The organism is Cupriavidus sp. H18C2 (genome assembly GCF_049393795.1).
Classification (GTDB): Bacteria; Pseudomonadota; Gammaproteobacteria; order Burkholderiales; family Burkholderiaceae; genus Cupriavidus; species Cupriavidus pauculus_C.
Window position 1 is genome coordinate 913,473 of the sequence record NZ_CP186011.1, and the last position, 14,392, is coordinate 927,864.

Below are 14,392 nucleotides of genomic sequence, written 5' to 3' on the forward strand. Positions count from 1 at the left end.
GACCGACATGAACAGACACCTCACCTCCCTCGCCGCCCCCGTCGTCTTTCTGGCCGGCCTTGCCGTCGTCGGCTGGGTTGGCGCCGGCTACGCGGGCACGAATGCGCTGGCGCTGGCCGTCACGCTGCTGATCGGCGGCTTCTATGTCGGCGGCGCGCTGGAACTGCATCGCTACCGGCAGGCCACGCCGACGCTGACCGCCGCCATCGCCGCGCTCTCGACGCCGCCGGCCAGCCTTGGGGCATGGCTGGACCGCCTGCACCCGAGCCTGCGCAACGCGGTGCGCCTGCGCGTGGAAGGCGAGCGCGTGGCGCTGCCCGGCCCGGCCATGACGCCTTACCTGGTCGGGCTGCTGGTGCTGCTGGGCATGCTCGGCACGTTCCTCGGCATGGTCGGTACGCTGCGCAGCACCGGCGTGGCGCTCGAAGGCGCCGCCGACCTGCAGGCCATCCGCGCGTCGCTGGCGGCGCCGGTCAAGGGGCTGGGCTTTGCGTTCGGCACGTCGGTGGCGGGCGTGGCCACGTCGGCCATGCTCGGGCTGCTGTCGACGATGGCGCGCCGCGAGCGCGTGCAGGCGGCGCAACTGCTCGACGAACAGCTTGTCACCACGCTGCGCGGGTTCTCGCGCCATCACCAGCACGACGCGGTGTTCGCGCTGCTGCAACGGCAGGCCGAACTGATGCCGGCCCTGGTCGACCGGCTCGACACGATGGCGACCACGCTGGCCAGCGAGCACGCAGCGCTGGGCCAGCGGCTGGCGGACGGCCAGGACGCGTTCCACGCCCGCACCGACGCCGCCTACGCGCGGCTGGCCGAGACCGTCGGCGCGTCGCTCAAGGACGGCATTGCCGACAGCGCCCGGGCAGCCAGCGCCGCGATCCAGCCCGCCGTCGATACGACCATAGCCGGCCTCGCCCGCGAGGCATCCGCGCTGCGCGACGCGATCACGCAGACCGTGCAGCAGCATCTGGACGGAACCGCCGCCCGCTTCGAATCCACCACGGCCGCCGTGGCCGATACCTGGCGCGCGTCCCTGGCCGACCATCGGCAGGCCAATGGCGCGCTCGCGGCCGACCTGCGCGCGACGCTGGACGGCTTCGGCGAGACCTTCGCGCAGCGCTCGGCGGCGCTGGTCGATGGCATCGGCGCCCGCCTGGACACGGCCACGGCCGACGCGGCGCGCACCTGGGATGCGGCGCTGTCGCGCCTGGCCGATACCGGCACCTCGCTGGCCAGCGCCAACCGCGCGGCCATGACCGACGCATCGGCGGCGTTCTCGCAGCACGCCGCCGCCTTTGCCGCGCAGGCCACCGACTTCGCGGGCACGGTTCGCCAGTCCCATGCCGACCTCCACGCGCAACTGGCCGCGCAGGAGACGGCCCGCCAGTCGACGCTGGACAGCCGCGACGCGGCCCGTCTTGCGGCGTGGCAAGAGGCGCTGGCCGCCATGGCGAGCACGATGCGCGAGCAATGGCAGGCCGCCAGCGCCCAATCGGCCGCCGACCAGCAGGCCGTGCGCGACGCGCTGTCGCAAAGCGCCCGCGACATCGCCACGCACGCGCAGGCCCATGCCACGGGCACGCTGGCCGAGATCGACCGCCTGCTGCAGGCTGCCGCATCGCTGCAGGCCGATCTGGCCGCGCGCGATGCCCAGCGCCTGACGGCCTGGCAGGACACGCTGGCCACCATGGCCGCCACGATGCGCGACGAATGGCAGGCCGCGAGCACGGCGTCGGCCGGGCAGCAGCGCGCACTCCATGACGCGCTGGCCGACACCGCGCGCGAAATCGCCACGCACACGCAGCAGCAGGCCAGCGACACGATTGCCGAGGTTGCCCGCCTGGCGCAGATCGCCACCGAAGCGCCCAAGGCGGCCGCCGAGGTCATCGCCGAGCTGCGCCAGAAACTGACCGACGGCATGGCGCGCGACAACGCGATGCTGGAAGAACGCGGCCGGCTGCTGGAAACGCTCGGCACGCTGCTGGACGCCGTGAACCACGCGTCGACCGAGCAGCGCGCGGCGGTGGACGGGCTGGTCACCACCACGGCCGACCTGCTGGACCGGGTGGGCACGCGCTTCACCGAGCAGGTGGCGCAGGAAACCGGCAAGCTCGACGGCATCGCCGCCAGCATCACGGGCAGCGCGGTGGAAGTGGCAAGCCTTGGCGAAGCCTTCGGCATGGCGGTGCAGATGTTCAGCGCGTCGAACGACAAGCTGGCCGAGCACCTGGCGCGCATTGAGGCCGCGCTCGACAAGTCGATGACGCGCAGCGACGAGCAACTGGCCTACTACGTGGCCCAGGCGCGCGAGGTGGTGGACCTGAGCATGCTGTCGCAGAAGCAGATCCTGGAAAACCTGCAGCAGTTCGCCGCCCGGCGGGCTGGCGCCGAAGCCGCATGACGGACGATCACGACGCCGGCGTGGAGACCACCGTCCCGGCCTGGGCGGTGTTTGGCGACCTGATGTCGGTCATGCTCGGCGCCTTCGTGCTGGTGCTGCTGGGCGTGATCGGCGTGCAGATGGAGCTGTCGGCACGGCTGGAAAAGGAAGTGAAGCAGCGGCAGGAAGAACTGCAGCGGCGCCAGACGCTGGAGCAGGCGCTGGCCGGGCCGCTGGCGGCGGGCCGCGTCACGCTCAAGGACGGCCGGATCGGCATCAGCGGCAACGTGCTGTTCGCCGTGAACTCCGACCAGTTGCAGCCAGAGGGCCAGGCGCTGCTCAAGAGCCTGGCGGCGCCGCTGTCGGCCTACCTGGGTGCGCGCGATGAAATTCTGATGGTCAGCGGCTTTACCGACGACCGGCAGGTGCGCGAAGGCAACCGCCGCTTTGCCGACAACCTGGAGCTGTCGGCGCAGCGCGCGCTGACCGTGACGCGCGCGCTGATCGATGCGGGCGTGCCGCCGGCGTCGATCTTCTCCGCCGCATTTGGGGCGCAGCAGCCGGTGGCGCCCAATGCCACCGAAGAAAGCCGCGCCAAGAATCGGCGCGTGGAAATCGCGCCGGTGCCGCGCGTGTCGGCCGGGGGCCAGAAGCCGCATGCATGAGGACGCCCAGCCCGATCCGCGCGCCCGGCTGGACGCCTGGCGGCAGGCCGGCGCCGACCGCGCGGACCCGGTGCGCTTCTGCCTGATCGACGCCATGGCGCGGCGCGGGGCTGGCTTCGACGGCGAAGCACGGCGGTGGCTCGACGCGCGGCTGGCGGCGCTGGTAGCGGCTTACGGAGAGGCGATCGAGCGGGACGCGGCCGGCAAAGCTCCCGTATGCGAGCCATCGCCTTCGCCCACGGGCGCACTGGCGGACCTCGCGGCGCTGACGGCCCGGCTGGCGCGCGGCGCGGATGTCCACGCCTGCCCGCCCACTGCATCGCCAACGGCGCCTACGTCGTCGACCCCGTTAAACACCCTCCCCCGCCGCGCGGCCGCAGAGCCAGCGCTGGCCGACTACTTCCGCGACACCTGGGCGCGTGTCAGCGTCGAGCGGCAACTGCGCCAGTCGCAGGCGCACGTGCCCGACAACGCCGGGCCGCTGAACACCAACCATCTGGTGCACCGCGCGCTGTCGCTGATGCGCGAGGTCTCACCCGGCTATCTCGAACAGTTCCTGTCGTACGTCGATGCGCTGTCCTGGCTGGAAGGCATGCATGCCATCCCGCTGGTGCCCGAGCGCAAGGCCCGGACCCGGGGCGGCAAGGCCGGCAACGGCTGAACGCGCCGCCGGCCTGCGCTGGCCGGGCGCTTAGTGCGCCGGCGTCAGCGACGTGCGCACGGCCTTCACATTGCGCTCGGTGACGGGCGCCGCGTGGTTGCTCCATCCCTGCCGCAGGAACGTGGCCAGCTCGGCCACTTCGGCATCGTTCATCCGATGGGCAAAACCCGGCATCACCAGGATCGACGGCGCCTTGGCCGTGGACGGCGTGCGCGCGCCGGCCAGGATCACGTTGACGAGCGCGGTCGGACTGTCGGCGTTGACGACGGTGGCGCCGTCCACGCGCGGGAACACGCGCTCGGCGCCCTTGCCCGTCACGAAGTGGCAGGCCGCGCAGTTGTCGAGATACAGCCGCTCGCCCAGCGTCAGGTTCCTGGCCGCGGTCAGCTTGCGGATCGTGGCGTCGGCGCCCTGCGGCTTCACGGCGGCGGACGCGGCCGGCACCGGCGGCAGGCTCTTCAGGTAGGCCGCAATCGCGGACAGGTCCGCCGGACGCATATGCGACGTGCTGTGCTCGACCACGGCCGTCATCTCGCCCGCCACGGCTGCCGTGCGGTTGCGGCCGGTCAGCAGGTAGTCGACGATGTCCTGGTCGGTCCAGTGCGGCATGCCGCGCAGCGACGGCACGGGCCAGCCGTTCAGATCGCCGCCGGCCAGGTACTGCGCGTCGGCGCTGGAATCGGCCTTCTCGTTCATGGCGATGCCGCGCGGCGTGTGGCAGCTGCTGCAGTGGCCCAGCCCTTCCACCAGGTAGGCGCCGAGCTTGACCTGGTCGGTCCAGGCCGGGCGCGGCTGGAACGGCTTGTCCGACGTGAACACGTAGTTCCACACCGCCATGCCCCAGCGCAGGTTGAACGGAAAGTCCATGCTGGTCTGGGGCGGCTGCGCGCTGCTGGGCGCCACGCCTTCCATGAAGAATGCGTAGAGCGCGTGGATGTCGGCGTCCGTCACCTTGCGGTAGTTCGGGTACGGCATGGCCGGGTACAGGTGCTGGCCATCGGCGCGCACGCCCTTGCGCACCGCATCGGCAAACTGCTTCTCGGTGTACTGGCCGATGCCATGCTGGCGGTCGGGCGTGATGTTGGTGGCGTAGATGATGCCGTGGCCGCTGTCGATGGGCAGGCCGCCGCTGTACGCGGGATTGCCCGGCGCGCTGTGGCAGGCCATGCAGTCGCCCACGCGGGCCAGGTAGGCGCCGCGCTGGATCAGGGCCGGGTCCGAGGCGGCCAGCGCCGACGACGCCGCGCCTAACGTGGCGGCCATGGCCGCGGCGGTCGCGGCGGCATTGAAGAGGGAACGGAAAAGGGTCATGGTCGTCTCGGTCAGGCTTGCACCAGCGGTCCCGGGTTCTTGAGGTACTGCTTCTTGATGGCGTCCGCGGCCATCAGCGTGATGGCGCCGATCGTGGCGGTGGGATTGGCCTGGAAGTTCTGCGGAAACGCGTTGCCGCCGGGCACGAAGACGTTGTGGACGTCCCACGACTGCAGGTAGCGGTTCAGCGCCGAGTCGCGCGGCGACGTGCCCATGATCGCGCCGCCCACGTTGTGGGTCGACACGTACTTGGTGATGTCCCAGTGCGAATCGAGCGCCAGGAAGCTCTCCGACATCACGTCGGGCTTCATCTCCTTTGCAATCTTCAGCACGATCTCGCGCAGGTAGCGCTGGAGCTTCAGCTCGTTCTCGCGCCAGTCGAACGTCATGCGCAGCAGCGGCTGGCCCCACGGGTCCTTGTAGCGCGGGTCCAGGTCCAGGTAGTGGCCGCGGTACGACATGCACGTGGTCGTGATGCTGATCTTCATCGAGCGACCGTACCAGTCCACCATGCCCTCCTTCCAGCCCTTGCCCCAGCCTGGCGTGCCGGGCGGCAGCGCGGTGCCGATGGGCGCGCCGGTGGCCTGCGAGCTATGGATCTTGGCGCCGCCGATGAAGCCCAGCGACGGGCCGTCGAAGTTGCCGGGCGAGATGTCGTTGAACATCTCGCCCGTGGCGCCGGCCGTGGCGAACGGGTTGAAGTGCTTGTCCTTGAAGAACAGCGTGGCGCCGCCGTTGCTCAGGAACGCGTAGTTGCGGCCCACCGTGCCGGTTTCGGACACCGGGTCGTACGGCTTGCCGATGCCCGACAGCAGCATCAGCCGCACGTTGGCGAACTGGAAGCTCGACAGCACGACGATCTTTGCCGGCTGGAACACCTCCTTGCCGTGCTCGTCGATGTAGGTCACGCCGCGCGCGGTCTTGCGGTCCTTGTGCAGGTCCACGCGGATCACGTTGGCGTTCACGCGGTACGAGAAGTTCGGCATGCGCTTGACCACATCCAGCACGGTGGTCTGCGGCGACGCCTTCGAGTAGTTCAGGCACGGGTACTTGCTGCAGTAGCCGCAGTAGTTGCATGGCGCGAGCTGGGCGCCGTACGGGTTGGTCCAGGCCCGCGACACGTTGGCCGACGGGTTCGGGAACGGGTGGTAGCCCAGCTTGCGCGCCGTCTCCGCGAACATCGAACAGTTCAGCGTGTCTTCCAGCGCGGGCAGCGGATACGGGTTCGAGCGCGGGCCTTCGAACGGGTCGCCGCCGGGCTGGATCTGGCCGCGCAGGTTGCCGGTGTTGCCAGACAGGCCGCAGACCTTGTCGAAAAAGTCGTAGTACGGCTCGATCTCGTCCCACGCGAACGGAAAGTCCTTGATGCGCATGTCGGCGTCGAGCGTGCCGCGCCGGTACGCCTGGTCGGCGTAGGTCTTGAGCTTGATGTCGGTGGGCGTCGGGCGGATCAGCACGCCGGTCCAGTGCAGGCCCGACCCGCCCACGCCGGTGCCGGGCGCGAAGGCGCCCCACTTGCGCGTGGGCAGCGCGGTCTCGTCCTGCTTGTAGCGCACGGTCAGCGCGGCATCGCGCGGCGTGGCAAAGACCTTGTTGCGCGTGGCGTAGCCATACTGGTCGGCGGGCTTTGGGTAGGCAAAGTCCTCGGGCGGCCGGTCCGGGCCGCGCTCTAGCGCGCGCACCTTGAGGCCGGCCTGGGCCAGTTCGATGGCCATCAGCGAACCGGCCCATCCAAGGCCGACGATGACGACGTCGACGTCGTCGTTGGTGATCTGGGGCATATGACGTGCTTGTGCTGGGCGTGAAGCGGGCCACGGCGCGGCCGGGCGCGCCTCACGCGGAAATTGGGAAGACAGTGGACGGAGCGGCCGGCTGGACGGCTGGCGCGCTCAGAGGCTCAGGCGCTCAGGCGCTCAGGCGCTCAGGCCCGCTTGCCGCTCACGCTGACGGGGCCCAGCGGATAGGGGACGTTGTGCTGGTCCACCCACTCGATGTACTGGGCGCGCGCGCCGGGGAAGCCGATGGCGACCCAGGCCTTCATGTCCTTGTTGCCGCCGTACATCGGATCGGCCAGGTAGCCGTTCTTGGTATCGCCAAGCAGTTGCGAGAAGAACTGCGACGCCTTGAGGCTGGTCTCGCCCAGCGCGGTGAAGTCGATGGTGTCTTTCTGCAGCGCGGTCAGCAGTGCGTCCTGGTCGGCGCTCGACAGGCGGTGGAACGGCTGGCCGTGGCGAGCCGTGGCCGCCTGCTGCACCAGCGCGATGCCGCGCCGGTAGACGTCCTGCGGCGCGTACGGCAGCTGGAAGCCCAGCGTTTTGGGCGCGGCCACGTTGTGGGGGCCCTGCAGGTAGATGTCGTCGCCCAGGCCGCCCTTGAGCTGCTGGTCGATGAAAACGGGGACATTGGTTTCCAGCGCGCCCGGGCCCTTCCCTTCGGCCGGGATCAGGCGGTCGCAGGCGGCCAGGATGAACTGCCACTCGGGCGCGCTGAAGAAGACGGGCTGGTAGTGCTGCAGATGCACGTCCTCCAGGCCCTTGGCGCGGAGATCGTGAAGCGGAATGGTGGCGACCGGCACGGCAACCGCGGTCGCCTTCAGGAAGGCACGACGTGAGAACGGGGGCGTAGACATGTGAGGTCCGTGGTTATCAGGCGTTGTCCCCACGCGGATCTCTGTTTGGCGCCGCTACCGATGCCCCGGACCCGTCTCACGCTGGAAAAGGTCGGTCATCGTACATCCAAATTGTTATGGAATGCAATGATTTGATTACTAATGAATTGTGCAAGGGGCGGGACAATGGCGGCCGCCTTGTCCGACGGACCTCGGACCGTCAGGATTCCCGGCCGCGGCGCACGTGGGTGGCGCGGCCGCCGGGCTCGGCCAGGCTCTGTTCGACCACGCGCAGCACTTCCCTTGCGGTGTTTTCCGAATGCGCGCGGAGGATGGATGCCAGACGCGGCCGCCCCGGCTCGCGTAGCGCCGCCATGATGGCGTCGTGCTCTTCGTGAGACTCCTGCCACCGCAACTGGTCGGCGTTGGCGGCACCACGGGCGCGGTGCACCTTGCTCATCAGCGTTGCATAGATCCCCGACAGCACGGCGTTGCCGACGCTGTCGACGATCATCTGGTGGATTTCCTGGTTGATGCGGAAGTAGTCGGTACGCTTGCCGGCCGCATGGGCGTCGATCATGGCCTGGTGCTTGCGCTCGATTCTTGCCAGCGCAGCATCGCCCAGCCGATTGGCGACCAGTTCGCCCGCATGCGCCTCCAGGCCGTGCAGCGTTTCGAAGGTCTGCCGCAGTTCGTCCAGGTCCAGCGGCGCCACGCGATAGCCGATGTACTGCCGGTGCAGCACCAGCCCTTCGGCCACCAGCACCTTCAGCGCCTCGCGCAATGGCGTCTTCGAAACGTCGAAGGCGTCGCACAGCGATTTCTCGTCGATGCGGGCCCCGGGAGGCAACTCGCCCTCCTGGATCATCGTGCGCAGACGCGCCGCAATCTCGGCGGCCATGCCCAGCGTGCGCAGGCGGGCGGTTTTGGGTAACGCTTGTGTCACGGACATCACCAGAACGGGGAATCTGCACCAGACGGAAGACTATCACACCGAATTGGTGCTTACCCTATATCTATATTTTTCAAACACTTAGCGCCGTTGTAATTACCGATTACGTATCCTATACTCGCTCCAGTTGCGCGACACCCTGACACGAAACATCCAGACAACACAGTACCCAGGAGCAAGGAGACCCCCGTCATGCCACCCACCAGTCAGGCCGCCACGATGACCCCTGCACGCAGCGGCGTCCGTTGGAAGATCTTCCTGATGATGCTGTTCCTCATCGCCATCAACTACATCGACCGCGCGTCGCTGTCCGTGGCCATGCCACTGATCGCCAAGGAATTCGACCTCAGCCCCGCGATGCAGGGGCTGATCCTGAGTTCGTTCTTCTGGACCTATGCCCTCATGCAGGTGCCGGGGGGGATGCTGGCCGACAAGTACAAGCCGCGCATCGTGATTGCGTCCGCCACGGTGTTCTGGGGCGCGTTCCAGGCGCTGGCCGCGGTGTGCACCAATGCCACGTCCCTGCTGCTGACCCGCCTGGGCCTGGGCGCCGCCGAAGCGCCGATCTACCCGGCGGGCGGCAAGCTCAATGCCATCTGGATGACCCAGAACGAACGCGGCCGCGGCGCGACGCTGCTGGACGGCGGCGCCCCGCTGGGCGCGGCACTGGGCGCCATCATCATTACGTGGCTGATTGCCGCCCTCGGGTCGTGGCGCCTGGCCTTCGTGGTGGCCGGCGTGGGTACCGTCATCGCCGGAGCCATGGCATGGTGGTACATCCGCAACTCGCCGCGCGAGCATGCGGGCGTCAACGAGCTGGAAGCGCGCTATATCGAGGAAGCCCAGGCCAATGAAAACCGTGCCGAGCCGGCAAACCTGTCGGGCCGCTCGCTCGATTTCTTCAAGTACCGCTCGGTCTGGTGCATGGCCATCGGCTGGATGTGCTTCAACACCGTGTTCTACGGGCTGCTGACCTGGATGCCGAACTACCTGAACAAGGTGCATGGCTTCGATATCAAGGCCATGGGCGGCGCCAGCTTCATCATCTTCTTCTGCGGCTTCATCGGCGAGCTGATTGGCGGCTGGATTGCCGACAAGTGGAAGGAAGCGGGCGGCCGGCCGAACGTGGTGATGCGCACGCTGTTCGGCATTGCCGCCGTGGTCGCCACGGTCTCGATCTTCTCCGTGGCGTATGTGACGAACCCGGTCGTAGTGGTGGCCCTGCTCTCCTCCACGCTGTTCTTCCTGCGCTGGTGCGGCCTGTTCTGGTGCATCCCGTCGATCCTGGGCACCCGCAACAAGATCGGCTTCCTGGGCGGCGTGATGAACCTGGGCGGCAACATCGGCGGCATCACCGTGCCGATCATCGTCGGGATGATCGTGCAGTTCACGGGCTCGTACTTCCTCGCCCTGATGTTCTTTGCTGCCGCTGGCGTCGGGCTGCTGCTGGCATCCACGGCCATCGACTACGAGAAGAAGCTTCCGGTCTGATTCAGCGACCACCCCGAACAACAAGACCCACACCAACTTGAGGCACTGCGCCCAGACAGTGCCCGACAACTCCTGAGAACCCACCATGAGCAAGAAAACCCGTCTCGGCATGCTGACGCCGTCGTCCAACACCGCGCTGGAGCCCATTACCAGTGCGATGGTCAGCGGCCTGCCCGGCGTCAGCGCGCATTTCTCGCGCTTCACGGTCACCGAGATTTCGCTGAGCAACCAGGCACTGGGCCAGTTCGACCTGGAGAAGATCCTGGCGGCGGCCCGGCTGCTGGCCGACGCCCGCGTCGATGTCATCGCCTGGAACGGCACCTCGTCGGGCTGGCTCGGCTTCGACCGAGACCAGGCGCTGTGCCGACAGATCACGGAAGCCACGGGCATCCCGGCCACCACCTCGGTGCTTGCGCTCAACGAGATCCTGGAGATCACAGGCGCGCGCCGCTTCGGGCTGGCCACGCCGTACTTGGCCGACGTGCAGGAACGCATCGTGGCCAACTACCAGCGCAGCGGCTTCGATTGTTCGGCCGAACGCCACCTGGGGCTCCAGGTGAACTACAGCTTTGCCGAAGTCGAAGCAGACACCATTCGCCGGATGGTGCGCGAACTTGCCACGGAAAACGTGCAGGCCATCACCACGTTCTGCACGAACCTGCACGCGGCCCACCTGGCCGAGGAGCTGGAGGCCGAGACCGGCATCCCGCTCTACGACACGATCTCCACGGTCGTCTGGAGTTCGCTGCGCCTGGCCGGTGTCGACACCCGCGACGTGAAGGGCTGGGGCCGCCTGTTCCAGGAAGTCCAGTAAGCGCGAAGCACCGGAGGTGATGACCATGACTGCAGACAACAAACTCGACCTCGTGATCCGCAATGCGGACGTGGTCACCGCTTCCGATCGCTTCCGCTGCGACATCGGCGTACGCGGCGGCAAGATCGTTTCACTTGGCCACGGCTTGCCCGCCGCGCGGCAGGAAGTCGACGCCACCGGCCTGCTGGCCCTGCCCGGCGGCGTTGACGGCCACTGCCACCTGGACCAGCCCATGCCCGAGGGCATTCGCATGGCCGACGACTTTTTCACCGGCACCCGGGCGGCCGTGTGCGGGGGGACGACCACCGTCATCCGTTTCGCGGCGCAGGAAAAGGGACAGTCCCTGAAAGCCGCGGTGGCCGATTACCACCATCGCGCGGAAGGCCGCGCCGTGATCGACTACGCGTTTCACCTGATCGTCGCCGACGCCACGCCCACGGTACTGCGCGAGGAATTGCCCGCGCTCATCCGCCAGGGCTACAGCTCGTTCAAGGTGTACATGACCTACGACGACCTGAAGCTGTCCGACCGTGAAATGCTGGAAGTCCTGGCCGTGGCCCGCGAGAATCAGGCGCTGGTGATGGTGCATGCCGAGAACGCCGACTGCATCTCGTGGCTGACCGACAAGCTGACCGGCGAAGGCCGCCTGGCCCCGCGCTTCCACGGGCTTGCACGGCCGGCCGTGGTGGAACGCGAAGCCACCCATCGTGCCATCTCGTTCGCCGAACTGGTCGACGTGCCGATCCTGATCGTCCATGTGTCGGGAAAGGAAGCCATCGAGCAGATTCGCTGGGCGCAAGGCCGGGGACTGAAGATTCTGGCGGAGACCTGCCCGCAATACCTTTATCTCACTGCCGAGGACATGGGCCTGCCCGGTGACGATGGCTACGAAGGTGCCAAGTGCGTGTGCAGCCCGCCGCCGCGCAATCCCGAGAACCAGGCCGCCGTCTGGCGCGCGCTGGCAAACGGCGTGTTCAGCGTGTTCTCGTCGGATCACGCGCCCTTCAACTATGACGATCCGCAAGGCAAGAAGCTTGGCGGCGGCCCGCAACCGTTCGACCACATCCCCAACGGTGTGCCCGGCATCGAGACGCGGCTGCCGCTGCTGTTCGATGGCGTCCAGCGCGGCAAGCTGTCCCTGCACCAGTTCGTGGAGCTCACGTCATACCGGCCGGCAAGAATCTATGGCCTCTACCCGCGCAAGGGGACCATCGTCATCGGCGCCGACGCGGACATCGTGTTGTGGGATCCCGAGCGCAAGGTGCGCATCACCAACCGCAATCTGCACCATGCCGTCGACTACACGCCCTATGAAGGCACGGAAGTCACGGGCTGGCCCATGACCACGTTCTCGCGCGGCGAGATGATCGTGCGGGATGGCGAGTACCTGGAGCCCACCGCCGGACGCGGGCGGTTCCTGGAAGCAGGACAACCCGAGCTTTGACGCATGACAGTGGCAGCCATGAATATCCTGATCGTCAATCCCAACATCAGCGAATCCGTCAGCGACCTCATCTACGCGGAGGCAAAGCGCACGGCGTCGCCCGACACGCACCTGACCATGGCCACTGCCAGCTTTGGCGTGGCCTATATCGAAACCCGATTCGAAGCCCTGGTGGGCGGCTACGCCACGGCGTGCGCAGCCGCCGAGCGTGCGGGCACCTTCGATGGGCTCATCGTCGCGGCATTTGGTGATCCGGGTCTTGCCGGCATCAAGGAACTGTTCGACGTACCGGTCGTGGGCATGACCGAGGCCGCGTTGGCCAGCGCCTGCCTGCTTGGCCAGCGCTTTTCCATCATCGCAATCTCCCATCGCATCGAGGCGTGGTACAGGGAGTGCGTGGCGGCCAACGGGCTCGCCTCCCGGCTGGCGAGCATCCGATCGTTGCAATCGCCGCTGCGCGATATCGGGAGTGTCCAGCAGGACCACACACGTGCGCTCGAAGACATGAGCCTGCGGGCCGTCCGCGAAGACGGTGCCGACGTCATTATTGTCGCCGGTGCGCCGCTTGCGGGGCTGGCGCGCGCCCTGCAGGGCAAGATACCCGTGCCGGTGGTGGACGGGGTCAGCAGCGCGGTGCGCCATTGCGAGTCGCTGCTGGCATTGCGTGCCGGTCACAGCCAGGAAGGCAGCTTTGCCAGGCCGCCGAGGAGGCCCAACAGCGGACTTCCTCCCGCGCTGGCGTCATTGCTGGCCTGACGGCGCGCGTGGCGCCAAGGCACCTAGATACTGAACTCCGGGCTGCCGAAGCGCGCCAGCAGCGACTCGATGAGCGCCATGTCCTGCGTGGTCGGCGTGCGGTCTTCCACGGCGCGCGACGGGCCGCAGTAGGTGGCCGTCACGTGGCGGCGCACCGTCAGCACGCCGGTTTCCGGCGGCGCCACGTCGACCCCGGGCCACGGGGTGCGGCGGTAGCTGCCGGCGATCCATCCGCCCGGGGTCAGGTGCAGTTCTTCCCATTCTTCGTTGTTCGACATGGCTGGTTCTCCTATGGTGTTCGGGTGGTCAGGCAAGGCGGCCTGGCTCGGTGACGCGATGGTGTTGCTGCCGCATGCGCACGGCCACACGCTCGCCGGCCTGGCGGGCCGCCTGCTTGGCTTTGGTTTCGGAGCGGTGCGTGGCGTGCCGCATCGACACGTTGGCGACGACATGCTCGGCGCCGTTGCGGTACTCCGAGATCATGTAGTTGGCAAACCAGACGCCCGGGGCTTGCTGGATGGGGTACACCGAAACGGTGAACGGCGTGATACCTGGATTCAAATTGTTCCTGTCTCTTTGGGGCACGCGATCGGGTGGCGTCATCGGGCACCACGCGGTTCGTGCGTGTGCGCTGGACGGCCGTCGGGAGCCATTGGAAAAAATCAGTGCCGCTCGCGCGCGTTGGCGGAGACGGAAGACTGGCGTGAGAGGGACCTGGCTTTCGCTGCCCGACGGCCAGAAATGGGCGCGTCAGTCGCGGAGCGGGCGTTGCCGCAGGTCAGATAGGGTTGTGGGCACTGTCACGGCGAAACAGCCGTGTGCCAGCCCGAGAGGCCGCGCATGCGCTTTTTCAGGACGATGTCTGGCGGCCGCACCTTGGCGCCGAGCGATATCGGCGCGTTGCAAGGCCGTGCATGATACCACCTATCGCGGTGCACGGCCGGCGGGCGCCCGTGGCGCCGCGCCCTGCCGCGTGGCGCGATCACAATCCGCTGATCGACTTCCCGGGCACCAGGCCGGCCACGATGTCCTCGCCATGGCGCACGGCAGCGCGCTTGGCCTGGCCAAGATCGTCCCATTGGATGTCGGGCACGGCGAAGACGCGGCCGTTCTCGGCACCGGGCACTTCGCCTTCGCAGCAGATCACCACGGAAGCGCTGTAGGACCGGTCCGGCCGGCGCTCGTTCCATTCGCGCGGCGGGTCGTACTTGTACACCAGCGGGTAGATGTCGAAGCCGTTGATGTTTCCAGAAGGACGGGCGTCCATGGCAAATCTCCCGATGGGTGTGTAGTCGCCCCACTCTACGCCT

General features: G+C 67.9%; 14 protein-coding genes. 7 read left to right on the forward strand and 7 right to left on the reverse strand.

Annotated features, from left to right (window positions below; genetic code table 11):
• The first annotated feature begins 7 nt into the window (after nucleotides 1-7).
• The 3 genes from EPAKOI_RS20680 to EPAKOI_RS20690 are packed head-to-tail and all read left to right on the forward strand — an operon-like array spanning nucleotide 8 to nucleotide 3,706.
• A complete protein-coding gene (locus EPAKOI_RS20680; protein WP_423194501.1) occupies nucleotides 8-2,401 on the forward strand; it encodes a DUF802 domain-containing protein in 2,394 nt (797 codons plus the stop codon).
• Nucleotides 2,398-3,045 (forward strand): OmpA family protein, encoded by a 648-nt coding sequence (locus tag EPAKOI_RS20685; RefSeq protein ID WP_313836028.1) that lies wholly within the window; start codon nucleotides 2,398-2,400, stop codon nucleotides 3,043-3,045. The genes EPAKOI_RS20680 and EPAKOI_RS20685 overlap by 4 nt, the downstream gene beginning before the upstream one ends.
• The gene (locus EPAKOI_RS20690; protein ID WP_423194502.1) at nucleotides 3,038-3,706 is read left to right on the forward strand and encodes a DUF2894 domain-containing protein; all 669 of its coding nucleotides are present in this window, start codon (nucleotides 3,038-3,040) and stop codon (nucleotides 3,704-3,706) included. Before EPAKOI_RS20685 ends, EPAKOI_RS20690 begins: the two co-directional genes overlap by 8 nt.
• Nucleotides 3,707-3,736: 30 nt before the next feature.
• Here the strand turns inward: EPAKOI_RS20690 and EPAKOI_RS20695 are convergent, their stop codons facing one another.
• The 4 genes from EPAKOI_RS20695 to EPAKOI_RS20710 form a co-directional block, all read right to left on the reverse strand.
• Entirely contained in the window at nucleotides 3,737-5,017 is a 1,281-nt protein-coding gene (locus EPAKOI_RS20695) for a c-type cytochrome (protein WP_423194503.1), read from the reverse strand.
• Nucleotides 5,018-5,028: 11 nt separating this feature from the next.
• Nucleotides 5,029-6,798, reverse strand: a complete 1,770-nt coding sequence (locus EPAKOI_RS20700) for a GMC family oxidoreductase (protein ID WP_423194504.1) — start codon at nucleotides 6,796-6,798, stop codon at nucleotides 5,029-5,031.
• Between the two features lie 140 nt (nucleotides 6,799-6,938).
• The gene (locus EPAKOI_RS20705) at nucleotides 6,939-7,646 is read right to left on the reverse strand and encodes a gluconate 2-dehydrogenase subunit 3 family protein (RefSeq protein WP_423194505.1); all 708 of its coding nucleotides are present in this window, start codon (nucleotides 7,644-7,646) and stop codon (nucleotides 6,939-6,941) included.
• A 199-nt stretch (nucleotides 7,647-7,845) separates the two neighbouring features.
• Complete coding sequence (locus EPAKOI_RS20710) at nucleotides 7,846-8,577, reverse strand: GntR family transcriptional regulator (RefSeq protein ID WP_124686425.1); 732 nt, start codon at nucleotides 8,575-8,577, stop codon at nucleotides 7,846-7,848.
• A 192-nt stretch (nucleotides 8,578-8,769) separates the two neighbouring features.
• On the opposite strand from EPAKOI_RS20710, the gene EPAKOI_RS20715 reads away from it, so the two are divergent.
• The 4 genes from EPAKOI_RS20715 to EPAKOI_RS20730 all read left to right on the forward strand — a co-directional run bounded on the left by EPAKOI_RS20715 (nucleotide 8,770) and on the right by EPAKOI_RS20730 (nucleotide 13,082).
• Nucleotides 8,770-10,068, forward strand: coding sequence for an MFS transporter (locus EPAKOI_RS20715; RefSeq protein WP_313836016.1), 1,299 nt, complete (start codon nucleotides 8,770-8,772; stop codon nucleotides 10,066-10,068).
• 85 nt (nucleotides 10,069-10,153) lie between these two features.
• On the forward strand, nucleotides 10,154-10,882 hold the full coding sequence (locus tag EPAKOI_RS20720; RefSeq protein ID WP_423194506.1) for a maleate cis-trans isomerase family protein: 729 nt from the start codon (nucleotides 10,154-10,156) through the stop codon (nucleotides 10,880-10,882).
• 25 nt (nucleotides 10,883-10,907) lie between these two features.
• Entirely contained in the window at nucleotides 10,908-12,326 is a 1,419-nt protein-coding gene (gene hydA / locus EPAKOI_RS20725; RefSeq protein ID WP_423194507.1) for a dihydropyrimidinase, read from the forward strand.
• 18 nt (nucleotides 12,327-12,344) lie between these two features.
• Nucleotides 12,345-13,082, forward strand: a complete 738-nt coding sequence (locus EPAKOI_RS20730; RefSeq protein WP_423194508.1) for an aspartate/glutamate racemase family protein — start codon at nucleotides 12,345-12,347, stop codon at nucleotides 13,080-13,082.
• A gap of 23 nt (nucleotides 13,083-13,105) precedes the next feature.
• Here the strand turns inward: EPAKOI_RS20730 and EPAKOI_RS20735 are convergent, their stop codons facing one another.
• The 3 genes from EPAKOI_RS20735 to EPAKOI_RS20745 all read right to left on the reverse strand — a co-directional run bounded on the left by EPAKOI_RS20735 (nucleotide 13,106) and on the right by EPAKOI_RS20745 (nucleotide 14,349).
• Nucleotides 13,106-13,360 carry a translation initiation factor 1 gene (locus EPAKOI_RS20735; RefSeq protein WP_124686421.1) on the reverse strand — a complete coding sequence of 85 codons (255 nt, stop codon included), beginning with the start codon at nucleotides 13,358-13,360 and terminating at the stop codon, nucleotides 13,106-13,108.
• A gap of 28 nt (nucleotides 13,361-13,388) precedes the next feature.
• Nucleotides 13,389-13,643: an isochorismatase gene (locus tag EPAKOI_RS20740; RefSeq protein ID WP_253700211.1), complete on the reverse strand. Its 255-nt coding sequence runs from the start codon at nucleotides 13,641-13,643 to the stop codon at nucleotides 13,389-13,391.
• 421 nt (nucleotides 13,644-14,064) lie between these two features.
• A complete protein-coding gene (locus EPAKOI_RS20745) occupies nucleotides 14,065-14,349 on the reverse strand; it encodes a hypothetical protein (protein ID WP_423194509.1) in 285 nt (94 codons plus the stop codon).
• Nucleotides 14,350-14,392 lie beyond the last annotated feature (43 nt).

Coding starts and splice junctions, on each gene's coding strand:
- EPAKOI_RS20680 (WP_423194501.1), top strand. CDS start 8: ATGAACAGACACCTCACCTCCCTCGCCGCCCCCGTCGTCTTTCTGGCC.
- EPAKOI_RS20685 (WP_313836028.1), top strand. CDS start 2,398: ATGACGGACGATCACGACGCCGGCGTGGAGACCACCGTCCCGGCCTGG.
- EPAKOI_RS20690 (WP_423194502.1), top strand. CDS start 3,038: ATGCATGAGGACGCCCAGCCCGATCCGCGCGCCCGGCTGGACGCCTGG.
- EPAKOI_RS20695 (WP_423194503.1), bottom strand. CDS start 5,017: ATGACCCTTTTCCGTTCCCTCTTCAATGCCGCCGCGACCGCCGCGGCC.
- EPAKOI_RS20700 (WP_423194504.1), bottom strand. CDS start 6,798: ATGCCCCAGATCACCAACGACGACGTCGACGTCGTCATCGTCGGCCTT.
- EPAKOI_RS20705 (WP_423194505.1), bottom strand. CDS start 7,646: ATGTCTACGCCCCCGTTCTCACGTCGTGCCTTCCTGAAGGCGACCGCG.
- EPAKOI_RS20710 (WP_124686425.1), bottom strand. CDS start 8,577: ATGTCCGTGACACAAGCGTTACCCAAAACCGCCCGCCTGCGCACGCTG.
- EPAKOI_RS20715 (WP_313836016.1), top strand. CDS start 8,770: ATGCCACCCACCAGTCAGGCCGCCACGATGACCCCTGCACGCAGCGGC.
- EPAKOI_RS20720 (WP_423194506.1), top strand. CDS start 10,154: ATGAGCAAGAAAACCCGTCTCGGCATGCTGACGCCGTCGTCCAACACC.
- hydA (WP_423194507.1), top strand. CDS start 10,908: ATGACTGCAGACAACAAACTCGACCTCGTGATCCGCAATGCGGACGTG.
- EPAKOI_RS20730 (WP_423194508.1), top strand. CDS start 12,345: ATGAATATCCTGATCGTCAATCCCAACATCAGCGAATCCGTCAGCGAC.
- EPAKOI_RS20735 (WP_124686421.1), bottom strand. CDS start 13,360: ATGTCGAACAACGAAGAATGGGAAGAACTGCACCTGACCCCGGGCGGA.
- EPAKOI_RS20745 (WP_423194509.1), bottom strand. CDS start 14,349: ATGGACGCCCGTCCTTCTGGAAACATCAACGGCTTCGACATCTACCCG.